The sequence below is a fragment of the Bradyrhizobium sp. 160 genome, from assembly GCF_023073735.1.
Taxonomy (GTDB): domain Bacteria; phylum Pseudomonadota; class Alphaproteobacteria; order Rhizobiales; family Xanthobacteraceae; genus Bradyrhizobium.
On sequence record NZ_JADPKD010000005.1, the window covers coordinates 123409 to 147514 of the forward strand.

At 65.0% G+C, this 24106-nt stretch carries 19 protein-coding genes; 10 read left to right on the forward strand and 9 right to left on the reverse strand.

What is annotated here, in order from left to right:
* Nucleotides 1–13: 13 nt before the first annotated feature.
* Both IVA98_RS01615 and IVA98_RS01620 read right to left on the reverse strand, forming a co-directional pair.
* Nucleotides 14–1156 (reverse strand): type III PLP-dependent enzyme, encoded by a 1143-nt coding sequence (locus tag IVA98_RS01615; RefSeq protein WP_247299188.1) that lies wholly within the window; start codon nucleotides 1154–1156, stop codon nucleotides 14–16.
* Between the two features lie 691 nt (nucleotides 1157–1847).
* On the reverse strand, nucleotides 1848–2102 hold the full coding sequence (locus IVA98_RS01620) for a hypothetical protein (protein WP_247299190.1): 255 nt from the start codon (nucleotides 2100–2102) through the stop codon (nucleotides 1848–1850).
* Nucleotides 2103–2239: 137 nt separating this feature from the next.
* Here IVA98_RS01620 and IVA98_RS01625 point away from each other — a divergent pair, with 137 nt between their 5' ends.
* From IVA98_RS01625 to IVA98_RS01635, 3 genes are read left to right on the forward strand one after another with little or no spacing between them, the layout of a single operon-like run.
* On the forward strand, nucleotides 2240–4321 hold the full coding sequence (locus IVA98_RS01625; protein WP_247336541.1) for a M3 family metallopeptidase: 2082 nt from the start codon (nucleotides 2240–2242) through the stop codon (nucleotides 4319–4321).
* Nucleotides 4321–4959, forward strand: coding sequence for a DUF1007 family protein (locus IVA98_RS01630; RefSeq protein WP_247299193.1), 639 nt, complete (start codon nucleotides 4321–4323; stop codon nucleotides 4957–4959). Before IVA98_RS01625 ends, IVA98_RS01630 begins: the two co-directional genes overlap by 1 nt.
* Complete coding sequence (locus tag IVA98_RS01635) at nucleotides 4956–6062, forward strand: nickel/cobalt transporter (protein ID WP_247299195.1); 1107 nt, start codon at nucleotides 4956–4958, stop codon at nucleotides 6060–6062. The genes IVA98_RS01630 and IVA98_RS01635 overlap by 4 nt, the downstream gene beginning before the upstream one ends.
* Before the next feature lie 69 nt (nucleotides 6063–6131).
* Here the strand turns inward: IVA98_RS01635 and IVA98_RS01640 are convergent, their stop codons facing one another.
* Complete coding sequence (locus IVA98_RS01640; protein ID WP_247299197.1) at nucleotides 6132–6530, reverse strand: MAPEG family protein; 399 nt, start codon at nucleotides 6528–6530, stop codon at nucleotides 6132–6134.
* An 80-nt stretch (nucleotides 6531–6610) separates the two neighbouring features.
* On the opposite strand from IVA98_RS01640, the gene hemH reads away from it, so the two are divergent.
* From hemH to IVA98_RS01655, 3 genes are all read left to right on the forward strand, one after another.
* On the forward strand, nucleotides 6611–7648 hold the full coding sequence (gene hemH / locus IVA98_RS01645; RefSeq protein WP_247299199.1) for a ferrochelatase: 1038 nt from the start codon (nucleotides 6611–6613) through the stop codon (nucleotides 7646–7648).
* Nucleotides 7649–7866: 218 nt separating this feature from the next.
* Entirely contained in the window at nucleotides 7867–8865 is a 999-nt protein-coding gene (locus IVA98_RS01650; RefSeq protein WP_247299201.1) for an SPFH domain-containing protein, read from the forward strand.
* Nucleotides 8866–8881: 16 nt separating this feature from the next.
* Entirely contained in the window at nucleotides 8882–9325 is a 444-nt protein-coding gene (locus IVA98_RS01655) for an NfeD family protein (RefSeq protein ID WP_247299202.1), read from the forward strand.
* Between the two features lie 39 nt (nucleotides 9326–9364).
* Here the strand turns inward: IVA98_RS01655 and IVA98_RS01660 are convergent, their stop codons facing one another.
* On the reverse strand, nucleotides 9365–9688 hold the full coding sequence (locus IVA98_RS01660) for a winged helix-turn-helix transcriptional regulator (protein WP_247299204.1): 324 nt from the start codon (nucleotides 9686–9688) through the stop codon (nucleotides 9365–9367).
* Between the two features lie 83 nt (nucleotides 9689–9771).
* On the opposite strand from IVA98_RS01660, the gene IVA98_RS01665 reads away from it, so the two are divergent.
* Nucleotides 9772–10323, forward strand: a complete 552-nt coding sequence (locus tag IVA98_RS01665) for a carboxymuconolactone decarboxylase family protein (RefSeq protein WP_247299504.1) — start codon at nucleotides 9772–9774, stop codon at nucleotides 10321–10323.
* Between the two features lie 159 nt (nucleotides 10324–10482).
* Here IVA98_RS01665 and IVA98_RS01670 read toward each other — a convergent pair whose 3' ends face one another.
* On the reverse strand, nucleotides 10483–11490 hold the full coding sequence (locus IVA98_RS01670) for a KpsF/GutQ family sugar-phosphate isomerase (RefSeq protein ID WP_247299206.1): 1008 nt from the start codon (nucleotides 11488–11490) through the stop codon (nucleotides 10483–10485).
* A gap of 192 nt (nucleotides 11491–11682) precedes the next feature.
* On the opposite strand from IVA98_RS01670, the gene IVA98_RS01675 reads away from it, so the two are divergent.
* A complete protein-coding gene (locus tag IVA98_RS01675) occupies nucleotides 11683–13437 on the forward strand; it encodes an outer membrane beta-barrel protein (protein WP_247336535.1) in 1755 nt (584 codons plus the stop codon).
* A 202-nt stretch (nucleotides 13438–13639) separates the two neighbouring features.
* Here IVA98_RS01675 and gltD read toward each other — a convergent pair whose 3' ends face one another.
* Nucleotides 13640–15091 carry a glutamate synthase subunit beta gene (gene gltD / locus IVA98_RS01680; RefSeq protein ID WP_247299210.1) on the reverse strand — a complete coding sequence of 484 codons (1452 nt, stop codon included), beginning with the start codon at nucleotides 15089–15091 and terminating at the stop codon, nucleotides 13640–13642.
* A 155-nt stretch (nucleotides 15092–15246) separates the two neighbouring features.
* Nucleotides 15247–19980: a glutamate synthase large subunit gene (gene gltB / locus IVA98_RS01685; protein ID WP_247299212.1), complete on the reverse strand. Its 4734-nt coding sequence runs from the start codon at nucleotides 19978–19980 to the stop codon at nucleotides 15247–15249.
* A gap of 486 nt (nucleotides 19981–20466) precedes the next feature.
* Here gltB and IVA98_RS01690 point away from each other — a divergent pair, with 486 nt between their 5' ends.
* Entirely contained in the window at nucleotides 20467–21246 is a 780-nt protein-coding gene (locus IVA98_RS01690) for a hypothetical protein (protein WP_247299216.1), read from the forward strand.
* Between the two features lie 130 nt (nucleotides 21247–21376).
* On the opposite strand, the gene IVA98_RS01695 is transcribed toward IVA98_RS01690, so the two are convergent.
* Together IVA98_RS01695 and IVA98_RS01700 are read right to left on the reverse strand one after the other, a co-directional pair.
* The gene (locus IVA98_RS01695; protein ID WP_247299218.1) at nucleotides 21377–22147 is read right to left on the reverse strand and encodes an alpha/beta fold hydrolase; all 771 of its coding nucleotides are present in this window, start codon (nucleotides 22145–22147) and stop codon (nucleotides 21377–21379) included.
* 306 nt (nucleotides 22148–22453) lie between these two features.
* Nucleotides 22454–22921, reverse strand: a complete 468-nt coding sequence (locus IVA98_RS01700) for an Hsp20 family protein (RefSeq protein WP_247299220.1) — start codon at nucleotides 22919–22921, stop codon at nucleotides 22454–22456.
* 206 nt (nucleotides 22922–23127) lie between these two features.
* Between IVA98_RS01700 and IVA98_RS01705 the strand changes: the two genes are divergently transcribed.
* Nucleotides 23128–24075 (forward strand): alpha/beta fold hydrolase, encoded by a 948-nt coding sequence (locus IVA98_RS01705; RefSeq protein ID WP_247299222.1) that lies wholly within the window; start codon nucleotides 23128–23130, stop codon nucleotides 24073–24075.
* Nucleotides 24076–24106: the final 31 nt, after the last annotated feature.

The window sequence follows — 24106 nt, forward strand, 5'->3', positions numbered from 1 at the left end:
AGAGAGAGGCGGATCAGATGTGGTACGTCTTCAGCGGCGGGATGCCGTTGAACGCCACCGACGAGTAGGTTGACGTATACGCCCCGGTGCCTTCGATCAGCACCTTGTCGCCGATCTCGAGCGTCACGGGGAGCGGATACGGGGTCTTCTCGTACAGCACGTCGGCGCTGTCGCAGGTCGGGCCCGCGAGCACGCACGGCGTCATGTCCGCACCGTCGTGACGGGTACGGATGGCGTAACGGATCGACTCGTCCATCGTCTCGGCGAGACCGCCGAACTTACCGATGTCCAGGTACACCCAGCGCACCTCGTCCTCGTCGCTCTTCTTCGAGATGAGCACGACCTCGGACTCGATGATGCCGGCATTGCCCACCATGCCGCGGCCCGGCTCGATGATGGTCTCCGGGATCTGGTTGCCGAAGTGCTTACGCAGCGCGCGGAAGATCGACCGGCCGTAGGTCACCACTGGCGGCACGTCCTTGAGGTACTTGGTCGGGAAGCCGCCGCCCATGTTGACCATGGAGAGATTGATGCCGCGCTCGGCGCAGTCGCGGAACACCTGCGAGGCCATCGCCAGCGCACGGTCCCACGCCTTCACCTTGCGCTGCTGCGAGCCGACATGGAAAGAGATGCCGCACGGCTCCAAACCAAGGCGCTTGGCGAGGTCGAGCACCTCGACCGCCATCTCCGGGTCGCAGCCGAACTTGCGCGACAGCGGCCATTCGGCGCCGGCGCAGTCATAGAGGATGCGGCAGAACACCTTCGCGCCGGGGGCGGCACGGGCGACCTTCTCGACCTCCGCGGCGCAGTCCACAGCGAAAAGCCGAATGCCCAGCGCGAAGGCGCGCGCGATATCGCGCTCCTTCTTGATCGTGTTGCCGAAGGAGATGCGGTCGGGCGTCGCTCCAGCGGCCAGCGCCATCTCGATCTCGGCGACGGTCGCGGTATCGAAGCAGGAGCCCATGGAGGCGAGCAGGGCCAGCACTTCCGGCGCCGGGTTCGCCTTGACGGCGTAGAACACGCGGCTGTCGGGCAGCGCCCTGGCGAAGCTCTGGTAATTGTCGCGCACGACCTCGAGGTCGACGACGAGGCACGGCTCGGTGTCGAGGCCATCCTTGCGGCGGTTGCGCAGGAATTCCTGGATACGTTCGGTCATGGCACTCTCCCAAACGGCCCAGCGACGGGCCCGTTCAAAACATGACGTCGGATAAGAGCGCTCTGGCCAAATCGCGCGATGGAGGCGCGACGAAGCCAAAAAACTCAAACCAGACTGTGCTGCCGTGGATTGGTTGGGAGTGTTCCCGCCCGCACACCTGGCAATGAAGGACAAGCCTTTTCAGTAGCCCGCGCCGGCGTTGGACTGCCGGTAGAGACCAAAAAAGCCCGATCCGTCGTTGCTTTAAGTCGCGTCCCCCGTTGAGAGCGGGGTGCGCCGGTTCGCCTCCGGCTGCCAGTCACGGTTGCAAAGAGTGAAGTCACCTTCGACAAGGCATCCCTTGAGAGAGATGCTGGGCGCTCCGGGTTTGCTTTCAGTCCGTCGACTTTTCAGTCTTTCGACTTTCAAGTCTTCCGGCTTCTGCACGTCCGAAGAGCCCCTCGGCTTCTTCACCCCTTGGCGGCTGTCCGGCCTCTTGTCCGGATACCTACCGACTGACACACGACCACAGGCACGTGCGAAATTGGGCAAGTCCGCACATAAGCGTTTTGAATCGGCTTCGCAAGAATTTTTTTAGGCTGAGAACAGAATTGCCTAACACCTGCTTGCGCAGTGTTGAGCGAGCGAGGCGGAAGATGAACGAGCGTTAAGTTTTTTCGTGCAGCGCGCGTATCTCGCGCGCGAAGACGCGTCAGCGGCGCTTCGTGAACGGCTCGATGCGCTGAGCTGTGCGGATGAACGCGGTCATCACCAGCACGCCGAGTGCGAACAGCACGGCCTGGAGGATGTGCGCGCCCTGGTCGCCGAGCCCGAACAGGATTGCGAGCGCCCAGCCGCCGGCAAACGCCGCGCCGAACACCTCCGCGCCGATCAGGATGGCGGCGCTGATGACGGTGATGACGCTCGGCCAGGCGATCTGGCGGGAAGAGGAGGCAGGCGCGTTCATGAGTTCAGGGACCCCGTGTCTTCGAGGGCCGCAATCTCCCCGAAAAGGCGGTCGGGAGCAAGGGCAAACGGCCCAAAAAAGCCCCATCGCGTGCTATAGCTGGCCACAACAAATCGGCTCAAAAACCGGGACTTGTGATGTCAGAACTCCGCCAAATTACGGACGCCGAGACCAACCCGCTGCTGAAGGCCTGGGTGACGCCGTTCGCGACCCCGCCTTTCGACGAGATCAAGCCGGAGCACTTCCTGCCCGCCTTCGAGCAGGCCTTCGCCGACCATGCCGCCGAGATCGCGGCGATCACCAACGATCCGGCCGCGCCCGACTTCGCCAACACCATCACGGCGCTGGAGCGCTCGGGCAAGCTCTTGAACAAGGTCGCGGCGGTTTTCTACGACCTCGTCTCGGCGCATTCCAACCCGGCCATCCTGGAGATCGACAAGGAGGTCTCCTTGCGGATGGCGCGGCACTGGAATCCGATCATGATGAACGCCGTGCTGTTTGGCCGCATCGCCCAGCTGCACGAGAACCGCGCCAATCTCGGTCTCACGCCCGAGCAGCTGCGCCTCCTGGAGCGCACCTACACCCGCTTCCACCGCTCCGGCGCCGGCCTCTCCGACGAGGCCAAGACGCGGATGGCGGAGATCAACGAGCGGCTCGCCCAGCTCGGCACCAGCTTCAGCCATCACCTGCTCGGCGACGAGCAGGACTGGTTCCTGGAGCTCGGGGAGGCGGACCGCGAGGGCCTGCCGGAGAGCTTCGTCGCCGGCGCCAAGGCTGCGGCAGAAGAGCGCGGCATGGAAGGCAAGGCCATCGTCACGCTGTCACGCTCCTCGGTCGAATCGTTCCTGAAGAGCTCGGCGCGGCGCGACCTGCGCGAGAAGGTCTACAAGGCCTTCATCGCGCGTGGCGACAACGGCAATTCCAATGACAACAACGCAACCATCGTCGAGATCCTGAAGCTGCGCGAAGAGAGCGCCAAGCTGTTGGGCTACCCGACCTTCGCCGCCTATCGTCTCGAAGACTCGATGGCCAAGACGCCGGAAGCGGTGCGGAGCCTCTTGGAGCGGGTCTGGACGCCGGCGAGGGCGCGCGCGCTCGCCGACCGCGACGACATGCAGGCATTGATCACGGCCGAAGGCGGCAACTTCAAGCTCGCCCCCTGGGACTGGCGCTTCTACGCCGAGAAGCTGCGTCTTCAGCGTGCCAATTTCGATGACGCTGCGATCAAGCCGTATCTTTCGCTCGACAACATGATCGCCGCCGCCTTCGACTGCGCCACGCGCCTGTTCGGCATCACCTTCGAGGAGCGCAGCGACGTTCCGGTCTGGCACCCGGACGTTCGGGTTTGGGAGGTGAAGGGCAGGGACGGCAAGCACAAGGCGCTGTTCTATGGCGACTACTTTGCCCGGCCCTCGAAGCGCTCGGGCGCCTGGATGACTTCGCTGCGCGATCAGCAGAAGCTCGACGGCGAGGTCGCGCCGCTGGTTCTCAATATCTGCAATTTTGCCAAGGGAGCCGGGGGCGAGCCTTCGCTGCTGTCGCCGGACGACGCCCGCACCCTGTTCCACGAGTTCGGCCACGGCCTGCACGGCATGCTCTCCAACGTCACCTATCCTTCGCTGTCGGGCACTTCCGTGTTCACCGACTTCGTCGAGCTGCCGTCTCAGCTCTACGAGCACTGGCAGGAGCGGCCCGAGGTGCTGCAAAAGTTCGCGCGCCACTACCAGACCGGCGAGCCGCTGCCGGACGACCTCCTGCAGCGCTTCCTTGCCGCGCGAAAATTCAACCAGGGTTTTGCCACTGTCGAGTTCGTCTCCTCGGCGCTGATCGACCTCGAATTCCACACTCAGCCGGCTTGCGCCGCGCAGGACGTGCGCGCCTTCGAGAGACGCGAGCTGGAGAAGATCGGCATGCCCGAGGAGATCGCGCTGCGTCACCGGCCCACGCAATTCGGCCACATCTTCACCGGCGATCATTATGCCGCCGGCTATTACAGCTACATGTGGTCGGAGGTGATGGACGCCGACGCTTTCGGCGCGTTTGAGGAGGCCGGCGACATCTTCGACCCTGCCGTTGCCAAGCGCCTGCACGACGACATCTACGCCTCGGGCGGATCGGTTGATCCGGAAGCCGCCTATGAGGCCTTCCGCGGCCGCCCGCCGGAGCCGGACGCGCTGCTGCGCCGGCGCGGCCTGCTCGACGCCGCGAAGGCGGCGTGATGGGCATGCGCGTCCTTCTCGGCCTGCTGCTCGCCGCCGGCCTGTCGCTCGCAGCGGGGCCGGCGCGCGCGCATCCGCATGTCTGGATCACCGCGACCAGCGAGTTGCTCTTCGCGGCCGACGGCACGATCACCGGCGTGCGCCACGCCTGGACCTTCGACGACATGTTCTCGGCCTATGCGGTGCAGGGGCTCGAGAGCAAGACCAAGGGCGCCTATACGCGCGAGGAGCTAACGCCGCTGGCGCAGACCAATGTCGAGTCGCTGAAGGAATACGCCTACTTCACCTTCGCGAAGGCCGACGGCAAGAAGGAGCGGTTCCAGGAGCCGGTCGACTACTTCCTCGACTACAAGGATACGGTGCTGACCCTGCACTTCACTTTGCCGCTGAAGAACCCCGTCAAGCCCAGGCAGCTGATGCTCGAAGTGTTCGACCGCTCCTTCTTCATCGACTTCCAGATGGCCAAGGACAATCCGGTCAAGCTGGTCGGCGCGCCCGCCGGCTGCCAGATGAAGCTGGAGCGACCGAACGACGGCACCGCGAGTGCGCAGAAGCTCAACGAGCAGACCTTCCTGAATGGCGAGAACTCGAATTTCGGCATGATGTTCGCCAACAAGATCACCGTGGATTGCCCTTGAAGCCGTATCTCTCCCCGTTCGCGCGCGGGCTGCTCGCCAGCGCCGCGGTTTGGTTCGTGGTGGCAGCTGCCGACGCCGCGCTCCACGATCTTCTTGCGCAAAATCCGTTCGGCGCGCCGCGGCCCACGCAGGCGGCGGAGCCTGAAGCCAGCGGCCTCATCGGCTGGCTGTTGGCAAAACAGTCGGAGTTCTATCGCCAGATGTCGGCGACCATCCGCGCCGCGAAGTCCGACGGCTCGGCGGTGTGGACGCTGCTCTTTATCTCGTTTGCCTATGGCATCTTTCACGCCGCCGGCCCCGGCCACGGCAAGGCGGTGATTGCCTCTTATCTCGTCGCCAATCGCGAGACCGCGCGGCGCGGCATCGCGCTGTCGTTCGCCTCCGCGCTGATGCAGTCGCTGGTGGCGATCCTGATTGTCGGGATCTCCGCCTGGATCCTGAATGCGACCGCCAAGACCATGTGCAAGGCGGAAGGCGCGATCGAGATCGCGAGCTATGGCCTGATTGCGCTGTTCGGCCTGCGCCTTGTCTGGGTCAAAGGCGGCGCCTTCATCCGCGCGCTTCAGGTAGCCCAGCCGGTGCCAGCGATGGCAGGCGTGCCGCATGACCATGGCCACGGCCATGATGCGGATGATCATCATGGCCACGATCATCATCACCATCACGATCGCAGCCACGCTCGCCATGAGCATGGGCATGGCCACGTCCATGACGAGCACTGCGGTCATTCCCATGGGCCCGCTCCGAGCGAACTCGCCGGCCCCGGCGGCTGGCAGCGCGGCTTTGCCGCGATCCTGACCGTCGGCATCCGCCCCTGCTCGGGCGCGATCCTGGTCCTGGTGTTCGCGCTGGCGCAGGGCCTGTTCTGGGCCGGCATCGCCGCGACCTTCCTGATGGGGCTCGGCACCGCGATCACGGTCGCTGCCATCGCGGTCGTCGCGGTCTCGGCTAAGAACATTGCCGCGCGCCTCAGCGCCGGCCGCGACGGGGGCGGCGCCCTCGTCATGCGCGGCATCGAGTTCGGCGCCGCCGGCCTGGTATTGCTATTCGGCGTCGGCCTGTTGTTCGGCTACATCGCCGCTGAACGGACAACGTGTTTTTGAGCCGCGCTCGCGTGCCCCGGCTCTGCGGAGCAGCGCATAGGGCGCCGGACCGCGTGCGGGCACGGCACCTTAAACCGGCAGAAACCGCTTTAAGGCCGGCATGAAGAAGATCCCGAGATTGATGGCAAAGCCGATGCTCCAGAGGATCGAGCGCAGCGTCGGGCGGTTGCCGAGATAGGTCAGCACATAGGCGATCCGCACGATCAGGAACAGTGCCGCGAGCTCATCGATCAGCCGCTGCGGCGAATCCCGGAATTCGGCGAGCAGCACCGCGAAGGCGAAGAACGGGAAGGTCTCGATGCCGTTCAGGTGCGCGCCGAGCGCGCGCTGCGCGAGGGCGTCCTCGAAGAAGGCGGGGTCGCGCGGCTGGGAATTGTCGAACGTGCGAAACCTGGCCCATTTGATCGAGACGATCGTTGCAAGGTAAAGCAGCAGCGCTCCCAGGACGCACCATTCCGCGAGTGTCATCTTCCCTCCCGCTTGGGTGCGACCCTAGCGAAATCGGCCTCATCTTGACAAGTTCGGAGCAACGCGCGACCCACGGAGCCATGACCAGCGTCGTTCCCATCGAAAGCGCGAAACCGGCAGCTCAATCCGCTCTGCCCCGCGTTGGCGTGCTTCTGATCAACCTTGGAACGCCCGATACTGCTGACGCGTCCGGCGTGCGGGTCTATCTGAAGGAGTTCCTCTCGGATGCCCGCGTCATCGAGGACCAGGGCCTGGTCTGGAAGCTGGTGTTGAACGGGATCATCCTGCGCAGCCGCCCCCGCACCAAGGCGCTGGACTACCGCAAGATCTGGAACAACGAGCGGGACGAGTCGCCGCTGAAGACCATCACGCGCTCGCAAGCCGACAAGCTCGCGATCGCGCTGTCGGATCGCAGTCATGTCGTCGTGGACTGGGCGATGCGCTACGGCAACCCGTCGATCCAGGCGGGCATCGACGCGCTGATCGCAAAAGGCTGCGAGCGCATCCTCGCCGTCCCGCTCTATCCGCAATATTCCGCCTCGACCTCGGCGACCGTCTGCGACGAGGTGTTCCGCGTGCTCGCCCGCCTGCGGGCGCAGCCGACGCTGCGGGTGACGCCGCCTTACTACGCGGACGCGGCCTATATCGAGGCGCTCGCAACCTCGGTCCAGACGCATCTGGCGAGCCTGCCGTTCAAGCCGGAGCTGATTGTGGCGTCCTTCCACGGCATGCCGAAGTCCTACGTCGACAAGGGTGATCCATACCAGAACCACTGCATCGCCACGACGGAGGCGCTGCGCCGCCGGCTCGGCATGGACGAGACAACGCTGCTGCTGACCTTCCAGTCGCGCTTCGGCAATGACGAGTGGCTTCAGCCGTATACGGACAAGACCATGGAGCGTCTGGCGAAAGACGGCGTGCGCCGCATCGCGGTGGTGACCCCGGGCTTTGCCGCCGATTGCCTGGAGACGCTGGAGGAAATCGCGCAGGAGAATGCCGAGATCTTCAAACATAATGGCGGCGAGCAGTTTTCCGCGATCCCCTGTCTCAACGACAGCGAACCCGGCATGGACGTGATCCGCTCCCTGGTGCTGCGCGAGCTTCAGGGCTGGATTTGACGTTTACGATGGGGCGGCAAATCCAACCTTTGGCGCTAGGTCCGCGCCGCATCCTTTCAAGAGCGCCCTCGCAAATACATAATCGTTGCCATTCCCGTTCTGTACGTCTTGTGCAGAATCGCGCCGGTACCGACGTTAGTCGCGACCGCTGAACCGGTAGGGTTGCGATCCCGACCAATGACAGCGCGGGAAAGGGCCTTTTCCCGTTTGGAGGAGATATGAGCGGTTTCGACATTTTCGCGATTGTTCTGGTGTTGCTCGTCATCGTTACGCTGGTGGCGGGCGTGAAGACGGTGCCGCAGGGCTATGATTGGACTATCGAACGTTTCGGCAAATACACGCAGACGCTGAGCCCCGGGCTCAATCTGATCGTGCCGTATTTCGATCGCGTCGGGCGCAAGATCAACATGATGGAGCAGGTGATCGACATTCCCGAGCAGGAGGTGATCACCAAGGACAACGCCACGGTGACGGTGGACGGCGTCGCCTTCTATCAGGTGTTCGACGCCGCGAAAGCGAGCTACGAGGTTTCCAACCTCACCCAGTCCATTACCGTCTTGACCATGACCAACATCCGCTCGGTGATGGGGGCTATGGATCTCGATCAGGTGCTTTCGCACCGCGACGAGATCAACGAGCGCCTGCTCCGCGTCGTCGATGCCGCGGTCTCGCCCTGGGGTCTCAAGGTCAACCGCATCGAGATCAAGGACATCGTGCCGCCAGCCGACCTCGTCGAGGCCATGGGCCGGCAGATGAAGGCCGAGCGCGTCAAGCGCGCCGACATTCTCGCCGCCGAAGGCCAGCGCCAGTCGGAAATCCTGCGCGCTGAGGGCGCCAAGCAGGGCCAAATCCTCCAGGCCGAAGGCCGCAAGGAAGCTGCGTTCCGCGACGCCGAGGCCCGCGAGCGGTCGGCGGAGGCCGAGGCCAAGGCAACCCAGATGGTCAGCGAAGCGATTTCCAAGGGCGATGTCGCCGCGCTGAACTATTTCATCGCCGACAAGTATATCAAGGCGTTCGGGCAATTGGCCGACTCGCCAAACCAGAAGGTCATCATGCTTCCGGTCGAAGCTATGAGCATGCTGGGTTCGCTCGCCGGCATCGGCGAGATCGCCAAGGCGACGTTCGGCGAGAGCGCCGCGTCCGCTGCACTCGCTCGCCGTCCCGGCTCGGTGCCGCCGACCGGCAGCACGCCGCCGGCCGCGCCGCCGCAGGGATAATCAAAGAGGTCGTATCATGGCCGACATGTTGGTATCGCTCGGCACCTGGAATTGGCTGATCTTCGGTTTCATCCTGATGGCGCTGGAGGTGCTGGCGCCGGGCATCTTCCTGTTCTGGCTCGGGCTCGCCGCGCTGCTGGTCGGCCTGATCTCGTTCACTGTCACCGTGTCCTGGCAGATCCAGCTCGTGATGTTCGCAGTCTTCGCTGCCGCCGCCGTGCCGGTGTGGCGCCGCCTGGCGCGGCCGAAGCCGGACGCCAGCGCCAGCCCCTTCCTCAACAAGCGCACCGAGGCGCTGTTAGGGCGCGAGTTCACGCTGGAGAAGCCGATCATTGACGGCGCAGGCACCGTCCGCATCGGCGACACGGTGTGGCGCGTGGCTGGCCCTGACACTCCGGCCGGGACGCGCGTGAAAGTCGTGCAGGTCGATGGCGCGAATCTTACTGTGGCCGCGGCGTAGCTTCCTTGCCCACCCCTCCAGGGGAGGTAAACAAGATCGCTACCTTTTCCATCGCTCGGCAAAACGGTGCAATGGCATGAATGTCTCGCACAGCTCGCGTCCGAGCGGCGTCAATGCGTAACCTCCGCCTTCGCCAAGCTCGACGAATCCCGCTGCGCGCAGCTCCGTCAGCCGCGCCTGCAGCACCGTCGGCGAGGCTTCGTCGCAGGCGCTGCGCAGCGCGCGCGAGGTGAGGGGCTCGCCGCGCAACTCCCACAATATCCGCAGGCTCCAGCGCCGGCCGAGCAGGTCCAGCAGCGCCATGATCGGCCGCCCGGTGCGCGAGCCGCGGACGCGGCGTTCTGATGCTGGCTGCTTTGCCATACCGGCCTGTTGCGTAGCGCTACAGATAATGTAGCGTATTGCTACGATAATTGTAGCAACGGAAGCAGTCCATGTCTTCTGCCATGTCACCCTCCTCGCCGCGTATTGCGCCGCTCGATCCGCCTTATCCCCCGGAGATCCAGGCGCAGTTCGAGCGCATCATGCGCGGCGCACCGCCCCTGGTGCTGTTCAGGGTGATGGCAAGCCACAGCCGCGCTTGGGACAAGTTTCGCGCCGGCGGCCTGCTCGATCCCGGCCCGCTGTCCCTGCGCCAGCGCGAGATCATCATCGACCGCACCTGCGCGCTGAACGAATGCGAGTATGAATGGGGCGTGCATGTCGCCATCTTTGCCGGGCCGGCAAAGCTCACGGAGGATGAGGTGCGTGCGACGGTGCTGGGCGACGCCATGTCACCGTGCTGGTCGCCGGCCGAGCAGGCGCTGATTGCGGCCGTCGACGCGCTGCATCATCGTGCGACGCTTGATGACGAGGAGTTCGCCGCGCTGTCCGCGCATTACGACGAGGCGCAGATCCTGGAAATCATGCTGCTGTGCGGCTTCTATCGCACGGTGTCGTATCTGGCGAACGGGCTGCGCTTGCCGCTGGAGGAGAACGCGGCGCGGTTTCCGGCGTAGGTCTCTCCGCCGTCATTGCGCGCCACACCCTCGGTGTCATTCCGGGGCACGCGAAGCGTGAACCCGGAATCCATTGGGCAGCGATCTCGGAGATGAATGGATTCCGGGTTCGCGCCCAAACGGGCGTGCCCCGGAATGACTCCCTGGAGTGTGTGCGCCTTACGCCACGCCCGCCCGCAACAGATCGTGCAGATGCACGATGCCGACCACCTTGCCCGCTTCGGTCACGACCAGGGTTGTGATCTTGCGTGTGTTCAGCACCTCGATCATCTCGGTCGCGAGCATCGACGGCGGCACCGTCTTCGGTTCAGTCGTCATGATCTCATCGACCGACGCAGCCAGCAGGTCGGGGCGCATGTGGCGGCGCAGGTCGCCGTCGGTGATGATGCCGACGGCCTCATCCGCATCATTGACGATACAGACGCAGCCAAGCCCCTTGGCTGACATCTCGACCACGGCCTCCGACATCTTGGTGCCGAGCGGCTTGACCGGAATTTCCGTGCCGGTGCGCATGTAGTCACGGACGAATTTCAGCATCGCGCCCAGCTTTCCGCCGGGGTGGAAATGCGCGAACTCCAGCGCGGTGAAGCCGCGGCCTTCGAGCAGCGCGATCGCGATGGCATCGCCAATCGCGGCCTGCATCAGCGTCGAGGTGGTCGGCGCCAGATTGTGCGGGCAGGCTTCGCGTGCCTTCGGCAGCTCGATCACGATGTCGGCGGACTGGCCCAGCGAGGACGCCGCGCTCGACGTCACTGCGATCATGGGAATCGCAAAGCGCGCAGAATAATTCACGAGGTTCTTCATCTCCGGCTGCTCGCCTGACCAGGACAGCGCCATGATGACGTCGTCGGACGTGATCATGCCGAGATCGCCATGGCCGGCCTCGGCCGCGTGCACGAAGAAGGCGGGGGTGCCGGTCGAGGCCAGCGTCGCCGCGATCTTGCGGCCCATATGGCCTGATTTGCCGAGCCCGGTGACGATGACGCGGCCCTTGGCGTTGCGGATCAGGTCCACCGCTCTCGCAAATGTCGCACCCAGCGGGCCGCGCAGGGCGGCGGCGAGCGCGTTGATGCCGCCGCTCTCCGTCTCCAGCGTGCGGAGCGCGGATTCGACGCTATCAGCAATGGGGCCGGATGATGCGGTCATCAGCGGTTTCGAACTCGGCATGTTCAGGTCCAGGGAGGAGGAGCGTTCGCCCGTTGGCACCTGCTTAGCACGCCCGGGCAGGCGAGGCGACGCGCCGGCCAAATCCCTCAACTGGTCATTAACCATAATTGTTTTAAGTCCATTAACGATGGTTCCCGCCAAGCGGTGGGAGCTCGTCGTGAAAGTAGTTGATTTCGTTGGAGTTCTTCCATCGTGGGGTCGCCTCCAGGCACCGGCCGGAGCAAACGCGCGCATTTCCTGCGCGCCGTATTGCCGTGCCTGATGCTGACGGCCCTCGAGCGTGCACCGGCTCTGGCCCAGAGCCTCACGCCTGATCTGTTCAATCCCAACCGCGGCGGCTTCGCTGCGCCCGAGACGCTGCCGACACGGCGCACCGCCGGCGTGCCGCAGGCGCCATCGGACGCGCTGCCGACGCTGCCCGATCCCAACGATCCGCGCAGGCGCCAGCAGCCCCCAGCGATCTCGCGCGCCGGCCAAAGCCCGACCGGTCAGGTCCCGACCTATGGCCTGCCCGCGGCCAACGGCGCGAGCGGCTCCGGCTACGATTCGCTCAACCGCAAGCGGCAGCAGCCAAAACTCTATCCCGGACAGCCGAAGCCGAAGCGCCCCGTCGGCCCCGGCTCAAAGGTCGCGCCGGCAACGCTGGAGCGGACGCTCGGCCCGCCGCGCATCGCGCCGCCACCCTCCGAAACCGCGCACAGGACGCCAGTGCCGCCGGCGATGGCCGGCAACGTGCCCGGCCAGCCGCTGCGCCGCCGCCTCAAGCTGGACGAGGATCCGTTCGGCGCGGTCGGGGACTATGCCGGCAGCTTCCTGATCAAGGGCGGGCTCGAGCTCTCCGCCGGCTACGACACAAATCCAGCGCGTCTCAACAAGCCTGTCGGTTCGCCGGCCTATGTGGTCGCGCCTGATCTGCTTGTGGTGTCCGACTGGGAGCGCCACGCGCTGGTCGCCGATCTGCGCGGCTCGTTCTCGGGCTACACCAACAACATGCCGGCGACCATCAACGGCTTCGCCTCGCCGTCGCCGGTCGAGGTCGATCGCCCCGATTTCACCGGCCATGTCGACGGCCGCCTCGACGTCACCCGCGATTTCAGGTTGACCTCGCAGCTCCGCCTGCGGCTCGCCACCGACAATCCCGGCAGCCCGAATGTGCAGGCGGGTCTTCAGAAATTTCCGGTCTACGCCGCCTATGGCGCGACCGTCGGCTTCGACCAGACCTTCAACCGTTTCCAGGTCGCCGCCGGCGCCACCGTCGATCGCACCGCCTACACCGATTCAAAGCTCATCGACGGGTCGACCTTTGCCAATACCGACCGCGACTTCAACCAATATGGCGGCGTGGGCCGGTTCTCCTACGATCTGAAGCCGGGCCTCAAGCCCTTCCTGGAAATCCAGGGCGACACCCGCGTGCACGACCAGGCCGCCGACCGCAACGGCTACTTCCGCGATTCAAACGGCGGCTATGCCAAGGTCGGCTCCTCCTTCGAGTTCTCGCGCATCCTCACCGGCGAGATCTCGATCGGCTATTCCGCGCGCAACTATGTCGACCCGCGCCTCAGCCAGCTCGCGGGCTTCCTCACCACGGGCTCGCTGATCTGGAATGCGAGCGGCCTGACAACCGTGAAGTTCTTCACCGACACGCAGATCGCCGAGACCACGATCCCGGGCTCTTCCGGCGTCCTGGTGCGCACCTATTCGGCCGAAGTCGACCACGACTTCCGCCGCTGGCTCACCGCCGTGGGCAAGTTCACCTACGGCACGCTCGACTACCAGAACCAGAATCGCAACGATAAGACTTACTCGCTCGAAAGCAATCTGATCTACAAGCTCAACCGCAACATCTGGATCAAGGGCACGCTGCGCCACGACATTCTGGATTCGAACGTCGCGGGGGCGAGCTCGTCGGGGACGGTAGTGATGCTGGGGGTGAGGCTGCAGAACTAGGTAAGACGGGGCGCGTCGCTCGAGGCCACGCTCTCTCGTCCCCACTCCGCTGTCATGCCCCGCGCAGGCGGGGGCATCCAGTGCGCCGCGGCGGATCTGGTGAGTGCGTGCTCTCTAAGGAGAGCCTCTGGAAATACTGGATCGTCCGCCTTCGCGGACGATGACAGCGTCATTTGAAGCTGGCTGCAGCGCGAGCCGGCGACTAGCGCGGCAGATCCGTCTTCCCCATCAGGAACGTGTCGATCGACCGTGCGCACAGCCGCCCCTCGCGGATCGCCCAGACCACCAGCGATTGGCCGCGGCGCATGTCGCCGGCGGTGAACACGTTCGGGCGCGAGGTCTGGTAGTCCAGTGTGTTGGCCTTGACGTTGCCGCGAGCGTCGAGCTCGACCGCGAGCAGCTTCAAGAGGCCCTCGTGCACGGGATGCACAAAGCCCATCGCGAGCAGGACGAGCTCGGCATCGAGCACGAACTCCGTGCCGGCAATCGGTTTGAACTTGTCGTCGACGCGCACGCAGTGCAGCTTCTTGACCTTGCCGTTCTCGCCCGAGAACCTCTGCGTCAGCACGGCGAATTCGCGGATGGCGCCTTCGGCCTGGCTGGAAGAGGTGCGCATCTTCAGCGGCCAGTTCGGCCAGGTCAGGCCCTTGTTCTCGCGCTCGGGCGGGGCGGGCATGATCTCGAGCTGGGTCACCGAGAGCGCGCCCTGGCGCAGCGAGGTGCCGATGCAGTCAGATCCGGTGTCGCCGCCGCCGATGACGACGACGTGCTTGCCGCCGGCCAGGATCTCCTGGACGCCGCCGAGCGGCTCCTCGGAGACGCGGCGGTTCTGCTGCGGCAGGAAGTCCATCGCGTAGTGAATGCCTTCGAGATCGCGGCCGGGGATCGGCAGGTCGCGCGGAGCTTCGGCGCCGCCGGTCAGTGCGACAGCGTCGTACTCGTTGAGCATCTCGCGCGGATCGACATTGCCGTCGGCGCCGACATGGCTGTTGTAGTGGAAGGTGACGCCTTCGGCTTCCATCTGCTTGACGCGGCGGTCGATGATGCCCTTCTCCATCTTGAAGTCGGGGATGCCGTAGCGCAGCAGGCCGCCGGCCTTGGCGTACTTCTCGAACAGATGCACGTCGTGGCCGGCGCGGGCGAGCTGCTGCGCGCAGGCCATGCCGGCCGGACCCGAGCCGATCACGGCGACCTTCTTTCCGGTCTTGACGGTAGCCACTTCCGGCGTCACCCAGCCATTGTCCCAGGCGCGATCGACGATTGCGCATTCGATGGTCTTGATGGTGACGGGATTGTCGTCGATGTTGAGCGTGCAGGAGGCTTCACACGGCGCCGGACAGATGCGCCCCGTGAACTCCGGGAAATTGTTGGTCGAGTGCAGGTTGCGCGAGGCTTCTTCCCAGTTGCCCTGATAGACAAGATCGTTCCAATCAGGGATCTGGTTGTTGACCGGGCAGCCCGGCGTGCCGGGCGCGACCGAGCCTGTGCCGTGACAATAGGGAATGCCGCAGTTCATGCACCGCGCGGCCTGGTCGCGCACCTCCTTCTCGGAGAGGGGAACGACGAACTCGTGAAAATGCTTCACGCGCTCGGCGACCGGGATGTACTTGCGGTCATGCCGTTCGATTTCAAGAAAACCGGTGATCTTGCCCATTAAACCCGTAGTCCCTGCCGCTTAGTCGTTTGCTCTCTCACTCCTCATCCTGAGGGGCGGCGCCCTTTCGCGCCGCGTCTCGAAGGATGAAGGCCCGGATGGTGGCCTCATGGTTCGAGACGGCGCTCCGCGCCTCTTCACCATGAGGTTATTCTCTACGCCCCGATTGCGATCTTCGGCTCGGCGTCCGCATTGGCGGCCATTTCGCGCAGCGCGCGCCGGTACTCGACCGGCATCACCTTGCGGAATTTAGGCAGCCATTCCTTCCAATTGGCAAGGATGTCGGCGGCGCGCTTGGAGCCGGTCGCTTTGGCATGGCGAGAGATCAGCACGTGCAGCCGCTCGACGTCGGAGGCGAGCAAGTTCTTGAACACGTCGACCCGGCCATGCGCCTCGAGGTCACCGGCATGGTGATAGGTGCCGGCATTGATCAGCTCTTCCGACAGCACCGGCTCGAGCTCGACCATCGACAGGTTGCACAGCCGGTCGAAATCGCCGGCCTCGTCCAGCACGTAGGCGATGCCGCCGGACATGCCCGCCGCGAAGTTGCGCCCGGTCTTGCCGAGCACGACCACGATGCCGCCGGTCATGTATTCGCAGCAATGATCGCCCGCGCCCTCGACCACCGCGACCGCGCCCGAGTTGCGCACGGCAAAGCGCTCGCCGGCGATGCCGCGGAAGTAGCATTCGCCCTCGATCGCGCCGTACATCACGGTATTGCCGACGATGATGCTCTCTTCCGGCACGATCGCAGAGTTCCTCGGCGGCTTGACGATGATCTTGCCGCCCGAGAGGCCCTTGCCGACATAGTCGTTGGCCTCACCCTCGAGCTCGAAGGTGACGCCGTGGGCCAGCCAGGCGCCGAAGGCCTGTCCGGCAGTGCCCTTGAGGCTGACATGGATGGTGTCGTGCGGCAGGCCGGCATGGCCGTAGATCTTGGCGACCGCACCCGACAGCATGGCGCCGGCGGAACGGTTGGTGCTGTTGATCGCGGCCTCGATCTTCACCGGCGCGCCGCGGTCGAGCGCAGGCGTCGCCTTCTCGATCAGCGTGCGGTCGAGCACGGCCTCCAGATGATGGTTCTGGCGCTCGGAATGATAGATCTTCTGGCCGTTCTCTTCCTTCTGCTTGACGAACAGCTTTGAGAAGTCGAGGCCCTTGGCCTTCCAGTGTGCGACCAGCTTGGTCTGGTCGAGCAGCTGCACCTGGCCGACCATCTCGTTGAAGGTGCGGAAGCCGAGCGAAGCCATGATCTCGCGGACTTCTTCCGCGACGAAGAAGAAGTAGTTGATCACGTGCTCGGGCTGGCCGGTGAAGCGCTTGCGCAGCACCGGATCCTGCGTCGCGACTCCGACCGGGCAGGTGTTGAGATGGCACTTGCGCATCATGATGCAGCCGGCCGCGATCAAGGGCGCGGTGGCGAAGCCGAACTCGTCGGCGCCCAGCAGCGCGCCGATCACGACGTCACGGCCGGTGCGGAAGCCGCCGTCGACCTGGACCACGATGCGGCTGCGCAGCCGCTCGCGCACCAGCGTCTGATGGGTCTCGGCGAGGCCGATCTCCCAGGGCGAGCCGGCGTGCTTGATCGAGGTCAGCGGCGAAGCGCCGGTGCCGCCCTCGAAGCCCGCGATGGTGACATGGTCGGCGCGCGCCTTGGCGACGCCCGCGGCGACCGTGCCGACGCCGATCTCGGAGACGAGCTTGACCGAGACGTCGCCCGCCGGGTTGACGTTCTTGAGGTCGTAGATGAGCTGCGCCAGATCCTCGATCGAGTAGATGTCGTGGTGCGGCGGCGGCGAGATCAGGCCGACGCCCGGCGTCGAGTGCCGTACCCTGGCGATGGTCGCGTCGACCTTGTGACCGGGCAGCTGGCCGCCTTCGCCGGGCTTGGCGCCCTGTGCCATCTTGATCTGCATCATGTCGGAGTTGACGAGATACTCCGTGGTGACGCCGAAACGGCCCGAGGCGACCTGCTTGATCGCCGAGCGCATGGAATCGCCGTTCGGCATCGGCTTGAAGCGGTCGGCTTCCTCGCCGCCTTCACCGGTGTTCGACTTGCCGCCGATCCGGTTCATCGCGATCGCGAGCGTGGTATGGGCCTCGCGCGAGATCGAGCCGAAGCTCATCGCACCGGTTGCGAAACGCTTGACGATCTCCTTGGCCGGCTCGACCTGGTCGAGCGGCACCGGCTTGCGCTTCTCCTCCTCCGCGTTCTTGATCCGGAACAGGCCGCGCAGCGTCAAAAGGCGCTCCGACTGCTCGTTGAGGATTTTTGCGAAGGTGCGATAGCGCTCCTGCGAATTGCCGCGGGCGGCGTGCTGGAGCAGCGACACTGACTCGGCGGTCCATGCGTGGTCCTCGCCGCGGCTGCGATAGGCGTATTCGCCACCGACGTCGAGCGCGGTCTTGTAGACCTGCGCCTCGCCGAACGCGTCGGCATGGCGGCGCACCGCTTCTTCGGCGATCTCGGAAAGACCGACGCCCTCGATGCGGGTGTGCGTGCCGGCGAAGAACTTTGCGACGAAGTCCGCCTTAAGGCCGACTGCGTCGAAAATCTGCGCGCCGCAATAGGACTGGTAGGTCGAGATGCCCATCTTGGACATCACCTTGAGCAGGCCCTTGCCGATCGACTTGATGTAGCGCTTGACGATCTCGTAGTCGTCGAGCGAGCCGGGCAGGCGGTCCTTCATCGCGATGATGGTCTCGAACGCGAGGTAAGGATTGATCGCTTCGGCGCCGTAGCCGGCAAGGCAGGCGAAGTGATGCACTTCGCGCGGCTCGCCGGATTCGACGACGAGGCCGACCGAGGTGCGCAAGCCGGTGCGGATCAGGTGGTGATGCACGGCGGCGCAGGCCAGCAGCGACGGGATCGGCACCCGGTCGGTGCCGACCATGCGGTCGGACAGGATGATGATGTTGACGCCCTCGCGCACGGCGCTCTCAGCGCGCGCGCAGAGCTCGTCGAGCACCTGGTCCATGCCGGCCGCCCCGAGGCCAGCGTGGAAGGTGGTGTCGAGCGTGCGCGACTTGAAGTGCGACTCGGCGACGTCGGAGATCGAGCGGATCTTTTCCAGGTCCGCGTCGGTCAGGATCGGCTGGCGCACTTCGAGGCGCTTGGTCGTGGCCATGCCTTGCAGATCGAACAGGTTCGGCCGCGGCCCGATGATCGAGACGAGGCTCATCACCAGCTCTTCGCGGATCGGGTCGATCGGCGGGTTGGTGACCTGCGCAAAGTTCTGCTTGAAGTAGGTGAACAGCGGCTTGGCCTTGTCCGACAGCGCCGAGATCGGCGTATCGTTGCCCATCGATCCCGCGGCTTCCTCGCCGGTGGCCGCCATCGGCGTCATCAGGATGGTGATGTCTTCCTGGCTGTAGCCGAACGCCTGCTGGCGATCGAGCAGCGACAGGTTGGAGCGCACGCCGGTGGTCGGCACCTTCGGCAACTCCTCCAGCACGATCTGGGTCCGCTCCAGCCACTCCTTGTAGGGATGGCTCTTGGCAAGCTCGGCCTTGATCTCGTCGTCGGGAATCAAGCGGCCTTGTTCGAGGTCGACCAGCAGCATCTTGCCCGGCTGCAAGCGCCACTTGGTGATGATCTGGTCCTCGGGGATCGTCAGCACGCCCATCTCGGACGCCATCACGATGCGGTCATCCTTGGTCACCAGATAGCGCGCCGGCCGCAATCCGTTGCGGTCGAGCGTGGCGCCGATCTGGCGGCCGTCGGTGAAGGCGATCGCGGCGGGGCCATCCCACGGCTCCATCAGCGCGGCGTGATATTCGTAGAAGGCGCGGCGCTTCTCATCCATCAAGGGATTGCCGGCCCACGCCTCCGGAATCATCATCATGACGGCGTGCGGCAGTGAGTAGCCGCCCTGCACCAGGAATTCGAGCGCGTTGTCGAAGCAGGCGGTGTCCGACTGTCCCTCATAGGAGATCGGCCAGAGCCGGTTGATGTCCTTGCCGTAGAGCTCGGAGCTCACCGAGGCCTGGCGCGCCGCCATCCAGTTGACGTTGCCGCGCAGCGTGTTGATCTCGCCGTTATGCGCGATCATGCGGTAGGGATGCGCCAGCGACCAGGCCGGGAAGGTGTTGGTCGAGAAGCGCTGGTGAACGAGTGCCAGCGCGCTCTCGAAGTCCTTCTCGTGCAAATCGGGATAGTACTTGCCGAGCTGGTCGGCGAGGAACATGCCCTTGTAGATCACAGTGCGGCAGGACATCGAGCAGGGGTAATAGCCCGCAAGTCCGCGGTCGCGGCGCTGGTAGATCGCTTGCGAGATCGACTTGCGCAGGATGTAGAGCCGGCGCTCGAATTCGTCCTCGGTCTTGGCGGTGCCGTTGCGGCCGATGAACACCTGCATGCAGGCCGGCTCGGTTGGTTTCACGGTGATGCCGAGCGAGGAATTGTCGGTCGGCACGTCGCGCCAGCCGAGCAGCGTCAGGCCCTCTTCCTTGATCTGGTCGGCGATGATGCTCTTGATGACGTTGCGCCAGGCGGTGTCGCGCGGCATGAACAGCGCGCCGATGGCATATTCGCCCGGGTTCGGCAGCGCGAAGCCGAGCTCCTTCGCCTTGCGGCTGAAGAAGGCGTGCGGGATCTGCACGAGGATGCCGGCACCGTCACCGGCGCGCGGATCGGCGCCGACGGCGCCGCGATGCTCCAGGTTGCAGAGGATGCTCAGCGCGTCCGCGACGATCTCGTGCGACTTCTTGCCCTTGATGTTGGCAATGAAGCCGACGCCGCAGGAGTCCTTCTCCAGGCTCGGATCGTACAGGCCTTCGGCTTTGGGGCGCGAATTGTGTTCCTGAATCGGATCGGTCGTTTTCGAGGCGACCGTCGCCGACAGCTGTTCTGCCACGATGTTTGCGCGCCCGAATTGCGACCCGTTCATTGTCCTGTCCTCTCCATGCGGCAAGCTGCCTCACCGCCATCTTCGGCGCACCTTGGGCGTTCCGCGGCACCCGCCTCTGGGTCACCGCTCGTCCGCTAGCGAGCCGCATTTTCTTAAATTCAGGCCTAGGCGTTCTTCGTCCCCGAGAACGGCTTTGCCTGCTACCTTCCGGCGCTCGAGAGCACCGCTTTCGCTGCAATCCCCATGCCGGGACCGCAAGCAAAATTGAGACAGCTTTCCTGTCCTAACCATCACCTTGCCAAATTTTTGTCTAGCACACAAGCGCGCACAAGTCCCGATTCCCGAGGTGTCATTTCCCTCTTTCATAGGGCCGCAGCCCCGGTTTTGAAGCAGACGTGCCCCGATCCGGCCCCGCGGCCGCCGAAATCCCAAATGAAGCTTCGGATCAACCCTTCGGAAGGCGCGCCACGCCGCGCGAAGCGAAAGAGGGCCGCCGTCGGGGGGCCTGACAGGAGCGTCTCGACCATGAAGTTTTTCACAGGATGTGTGGCTGCCGCCCTGGCTCTGGCCGCAAGTGCGGGCCATGCGCAGGTTCCCCCGAACGGTATCGCGAGAGGGGCCGTTATCGCAGTGTCGGATTTCGACGGACCCTATGCGCCGCCGGAGGCCGCGCCGCCATCGCCGCCGCGTTACGGCTATGGCTACGGCTCCGAGGGGCGCGGTCCGGCCCCGGTGCTGCTGCCGTCGAGCGAGGTCTATGCGGTGCTGCGCGAAAACGGCTTCTCGCCGCTCGGCATCCCGCGCCTGCGCGGCAGCGTCTACACCATCGCAGTGATCGACCCTCGCGGCGACGATGGCCGGCTGGTGATCGACGCCCGCGACGGACGGATCATCCGCTTCATGCCCGCCAGTGACGCCTACGGCATGGCGCCCGCCTATGACGAGCGCGCGGTCGCGCCTTACGGGCCGCAAAGCGCGCTGCCGCCGCCGATCGTGATCCGCAGCGGCCCGCCGCGCCCGCCGGCTTCGATTCCGCATGTCGCCAGCCGCACCGTGCCGCTGCCCAAGGCCGCCCCGCGGCTCGGGGCGAGCCCGGTGGCCGCGGCGAAGCCGGCCGAACCCGCGCGGCAGGAGGCTCAGGCGCCGCCGCCGGCACAGGCACAGCGCGCGCAGCAGACCACTGCCGTGGCCGCAAAGCCTGCCGAGGCTGCTCCGCAGGCGGCCCCGCCAACCGCCGCTCAGGCCAAGCCGGCGCCGGCGATCATGCCGACCCAGGAGATGCCGGCCGCACAGGGTCTGGATTAGCGAGCTGCTGCTTGAGCGACGGCCCGTGTCCTCGGTGTTGTCCTGGCTTGACCAGGACGCTGCGGAGAGATGTGGGAAAAAATAAAGGCGCCCGACAATCTCGGGCGCCTTTGCATCAGGCCATCGTTCCTCAGCTATGCCCATACCCCGCCGCGTTCAGGATCAGCTTCGCCACTTCCCTCGGATGCGACACCAGCGAGAGGTGGCCGGCATCGAGCTCGATCGTGGTGGCGTTCATGCGCTTGGCGAGGAAACGTTCGAGATCGGGATTGATGGTGTAGTCGTTCTTCGACACCGCGTACCAGGTCGGCTTGCTATGCCATGCAGCTTCCGTGGTGCGGCCGGCGAAGATTGAGGCGGCGGTTGGCCATTGCACCGCGTAGAGCTCCTTGGCCTGCTCCGGCTTCACGCCATTGGCGAAATATTTCAGGAAGGCGTCTTCCGAGAGTTTTGTGTAGCCGTCGCGCTCGACAATGCCTGCGCGGGCAGGTCCCGCCGGAAACTGCTTGGACAGCGCGACGAAATCTTCGTTCGCGTCGGGAGCACGTGCAGCGACATAGACGAGGCCGGTGACCTTCGGGTCAGTGCCGACCTGGCTGATCACGGTGCCGCCCCAGGAATGCGCGACCAGCACAGTCGGTCCGTCCTGTTCAGCCAGTACGCGCTTGGTCGCCTCGACCGAGTCCGCCAGCGACGACAGCGGATTCTGCACGGCGGTCACGTGCAGGCCTGCGGCCTGGAGGATCGGGATCACCTCCGACCAGCTCGAGCCGTCGGCCCAGGCGCCGTGCACCAGCACGACGTTGTTGGCTTTCACCGTTTGCGGTGTCTGCGCGTCGGCAAGGCTGATGGGGGCCGCCAAAAGGCTCGCGGCGACGAAAAGGCTGCGCCAGAGTGTCATGATCGTTTTCCGTCTCGTTTTGGTTTCGATGATCATAGGACGGAGGGAAGGGTGGCCGCGTTACGCGACTTCACTGCTCTGTGATGCGGTGCAATAGCGGCACAGAAAACGGTGTCGTGGCGAAGGCCAGAACCCATAGGTCATCGGCCGAGGTGAGGTGTTCGTGCCGGACGGCGAGTCTTCGCCAATCGTCTCGCTGGGGTGTGGGTCGTCGCCTTCGCCAGAACGACGGCGGGAGGCGTGACCACGAACGAAAAAACGCCCCGGGGCACCGGGGCGTTTTCGTAACTTGGAAGTGACGTGCCTTTACGCGGCGGCTTGCGCGGAGCTCTCGATCACCTGCGCCTTCGGGGCGCTGGTGTTGATCGCGATCTGGCGCGGCTTCTTGGCCTCGGGAATCTCGCGTACGAGGTCGACGTGAAGCAGGCCATTCTCGAGCGAGGCGTCCTTCACCTGCACGAAATCGGCAAGCTGGAAGGCGCGCTCGAAGGCACGCGCGGCGATGCCGCGGTAGAGCACTTCGGATTGCGAGTTCTCGTTGGCGACTTTCTCGCCCTTGATCGTCAGCGTGTTTTCCTTCGCGAGGATGGAGAGCTCATCCTTGGCGAAGCCCGAGACCGCAACGGTGATGCGGTAGGCGTTCTCGCCGGTGCGCTCGATGTTGTAGGGGGGATAACCGGGGCTGCCGTCCGATGTTGCCTGGTCGAGCAGGCTGAAGAGGCGGTCGAAGCCGACGGTGGAACGATAGAACGGGGTGAGATCATAGCTACGCATGGTCAAGTCCTCCAAAGAGCGACTGTTGGGTAACCCGCCCGCCAATCGGGCCGGGCTTTCGTCTGTGTGCAGCCTGATGTTCCGGTTCCGAAACACTGGTAGCGGCCTGCACGAAAATGATATGGGTGGAACGAGACGGCGTTCAAGAGGGCGGCATTTGCGCCTTTTCGGCGCTTTAGCCCCTTGATTTGCAGTACTTCCCGCCTATGACGCTGGTCTCGATCCCGTCCAATCCCGTCCCCGAAAACGTCGTCAGCGGCACCATCAAGACCCCCGATGGTGCCGAGTTGCGCTTTGCACGCTGGGCGCCGCCGGCGGGCCGCAAGGGCACGGTCTGCATCTTCACCGGGCGCAGCGAGCAGATCGAGAAATATTTCGAGACGGTCCGGGATTTGCGCGACCGCGGCTTTGCGGTGGCGATGATCGACTGGCGCGGACAGGGCCATTCCTCGCGCCGCCTGCGCGATCCGCGCAAGGGCTATGTGCGCGACTTCACCGATTTCGAGGTCGACGTCGAGACCTTCGTGCAGCAGGTGGTGTTGCCGGATTGCCCGCCGCCGTTCTTCGCGCTCGCCCATTCCATGGGCGGCACGGTGCTGCTGCGGGTCGCGCATGCCGGCAAGCGCTGGTTCGACCGCATGGTGCTGTCGGCGCCGATGATCGACCTGCCTGGCCGCACCACGTCGTTTCCGGCCCGCGCGCTCATAAAGACGATGCGCCTGTTCGGGCAGGGCAGCCGTTATGTCCCCGGCGGCAGCAGCCGCATCACCGGGCTCGATCCCTTCATCAACAATCCCTTGACCAGCGATCCCGTGCGCTATGCGCGCAATGTCGCGATCCTGGAGGAGGATCCGACGCTGGGACTGGCGTCCCCGACGGTGGCCTGGGCCGACGCTGCCTTCAGCGCGATGCAAACCTTCAAGCGCGTGAAATATCCGTCAGAGATCCGCCAGCCAATCCTGATGCTGGCGGCCTCCAGCGACACCGTGGTCTCCACCGCTGCGATCGAGGAGTTCGCCTATCATTTGCGCGCCGGCTCGCATCTCGTCATCGCGGGCTCCAAGCACGAGATACTCCAGGAGCAGGACCGTTACCGCTCCCAGTTCTGGGCCGCCTTCGACGCCTTCGTGCCGGGCACGCCGCTGTTCAAGTGAGAGCCCTGCTTCCGCAAGAGTGGTGCGAGGT

Coding starts and splice junctions, on each gene's coding strand:
- IVA98_RS01615 (WP_247299188.1), bottom strand. CDS start 1,156: ATGACCGAACGTATCCAGGAATTCCTGCGCAACCGCCGCAAGGATGGC.
- IVA98_RS01620 (WP_247299190.1), bottom strand. CDS start 2,102: ATGAACGCGCCTGCCTCCTCTTCCCGCCAGATCGCCTGGCCGAGCGTC.
- IVA98_RS01625 (WP_247336541.1), top strand. CDS start 2,240: ATGTCAGAACTCCGCCAAATTACGGACGCCGAGACCAACCCGCTGCTG.
- IVA98_RS01630 (WP_247299193.1), top strand. CDS start 4,321: ATGGGCATGCGCGTCCTTCTCGGCCTGCTGCTCGCCGCCGGCCTGTCG.
- IVA98_RS01640 (WP_247299197.1), bottom strand. CDS start 6,530: ATGACACTCGCGGAATGGTGCGTCCTGGGAGCGCTGCTGCTTTACCTT.
- hemH (WP_247299199.1), top strand. CDS start 6,611: ATGACCAGCGTCGTTCCCATCGAAAGCGCGAAACCGGCAGCTCAATCC.
- IVA98_RS01650 (WP_247299201.1), top strand. CDS start 7,867: ATGAGCGGTTTCGACATTTTCGCGATTGTTCTGGTGTTGCTCGTCATC.
- IVA98_RS01655 (WP_247299202.1), top strand. CDS start 8,882: ATGGCCGACATGTTGGTATCGCTCGGCACCTGGAATTGGCTGATCTTC.
- IVA98_RS01660 (WP_247299204.1), bottom strand. CDS start 9,688: ATGGCAAAGCAGCCAGCATCAGAACGCCGCGTCCGCGGCTCGCGCACC.
- IVA98_RS01665 (WP_247299504.1), top strand. CDS start 9,772: ATGTCACCCTCCTCGCCGCGTATTGCGCCGCTCGATCCGCCTTATCCC.
- IVA98_RS01670 (WP_247299206.1), bottom strand. CDS start 11,490: ATGCCGAGTTCGAAACCGCTGATGACCGCATCATCCGGCCCCATTGCT.
- gltD (WP_247299210.1), bottom strand. CDS start 15,091: ATGGGCAAGATCACCGGTTTTCTTGAAATCGAACGGCATGACCGCAAG.
- gltB (WP_247299212.1), bottom strand. CDS start 19,980: ATGAACGGGTCGCAATTCGGGCGCGCAAACATCGTGGCAGAACAGCTG.
- IVA98_RS01690 (WP_247299216.1), top strand. CDS start 20,467: ATGAAGTTTTTCACAGGATGTGTGGCTGCCGCCCTGGCTCTGGCCGCA.
- IVA98_RS01695 (WP_247299218.1), bottom strand. CDS start 22,147: ATGACACTCTGGCGCAGCCTTTTCGTCGCCGCGAGCCTTTTGGCGGCC.
- IVA98_RS01700 (WP_247299220.1), bottom strand. CDS start 22,921: ATGCGTAGCTATGATCTCACCCCGTTCTATCGTTCCACCGTCGGCTTC.
- IVA98_RS01705 (WP_247299222.1), top strand. CDS start 23,128: ATGACGCTGGTCTCGATCCCGTCCAATCCCGTCCCCGAAAACGTCGTC.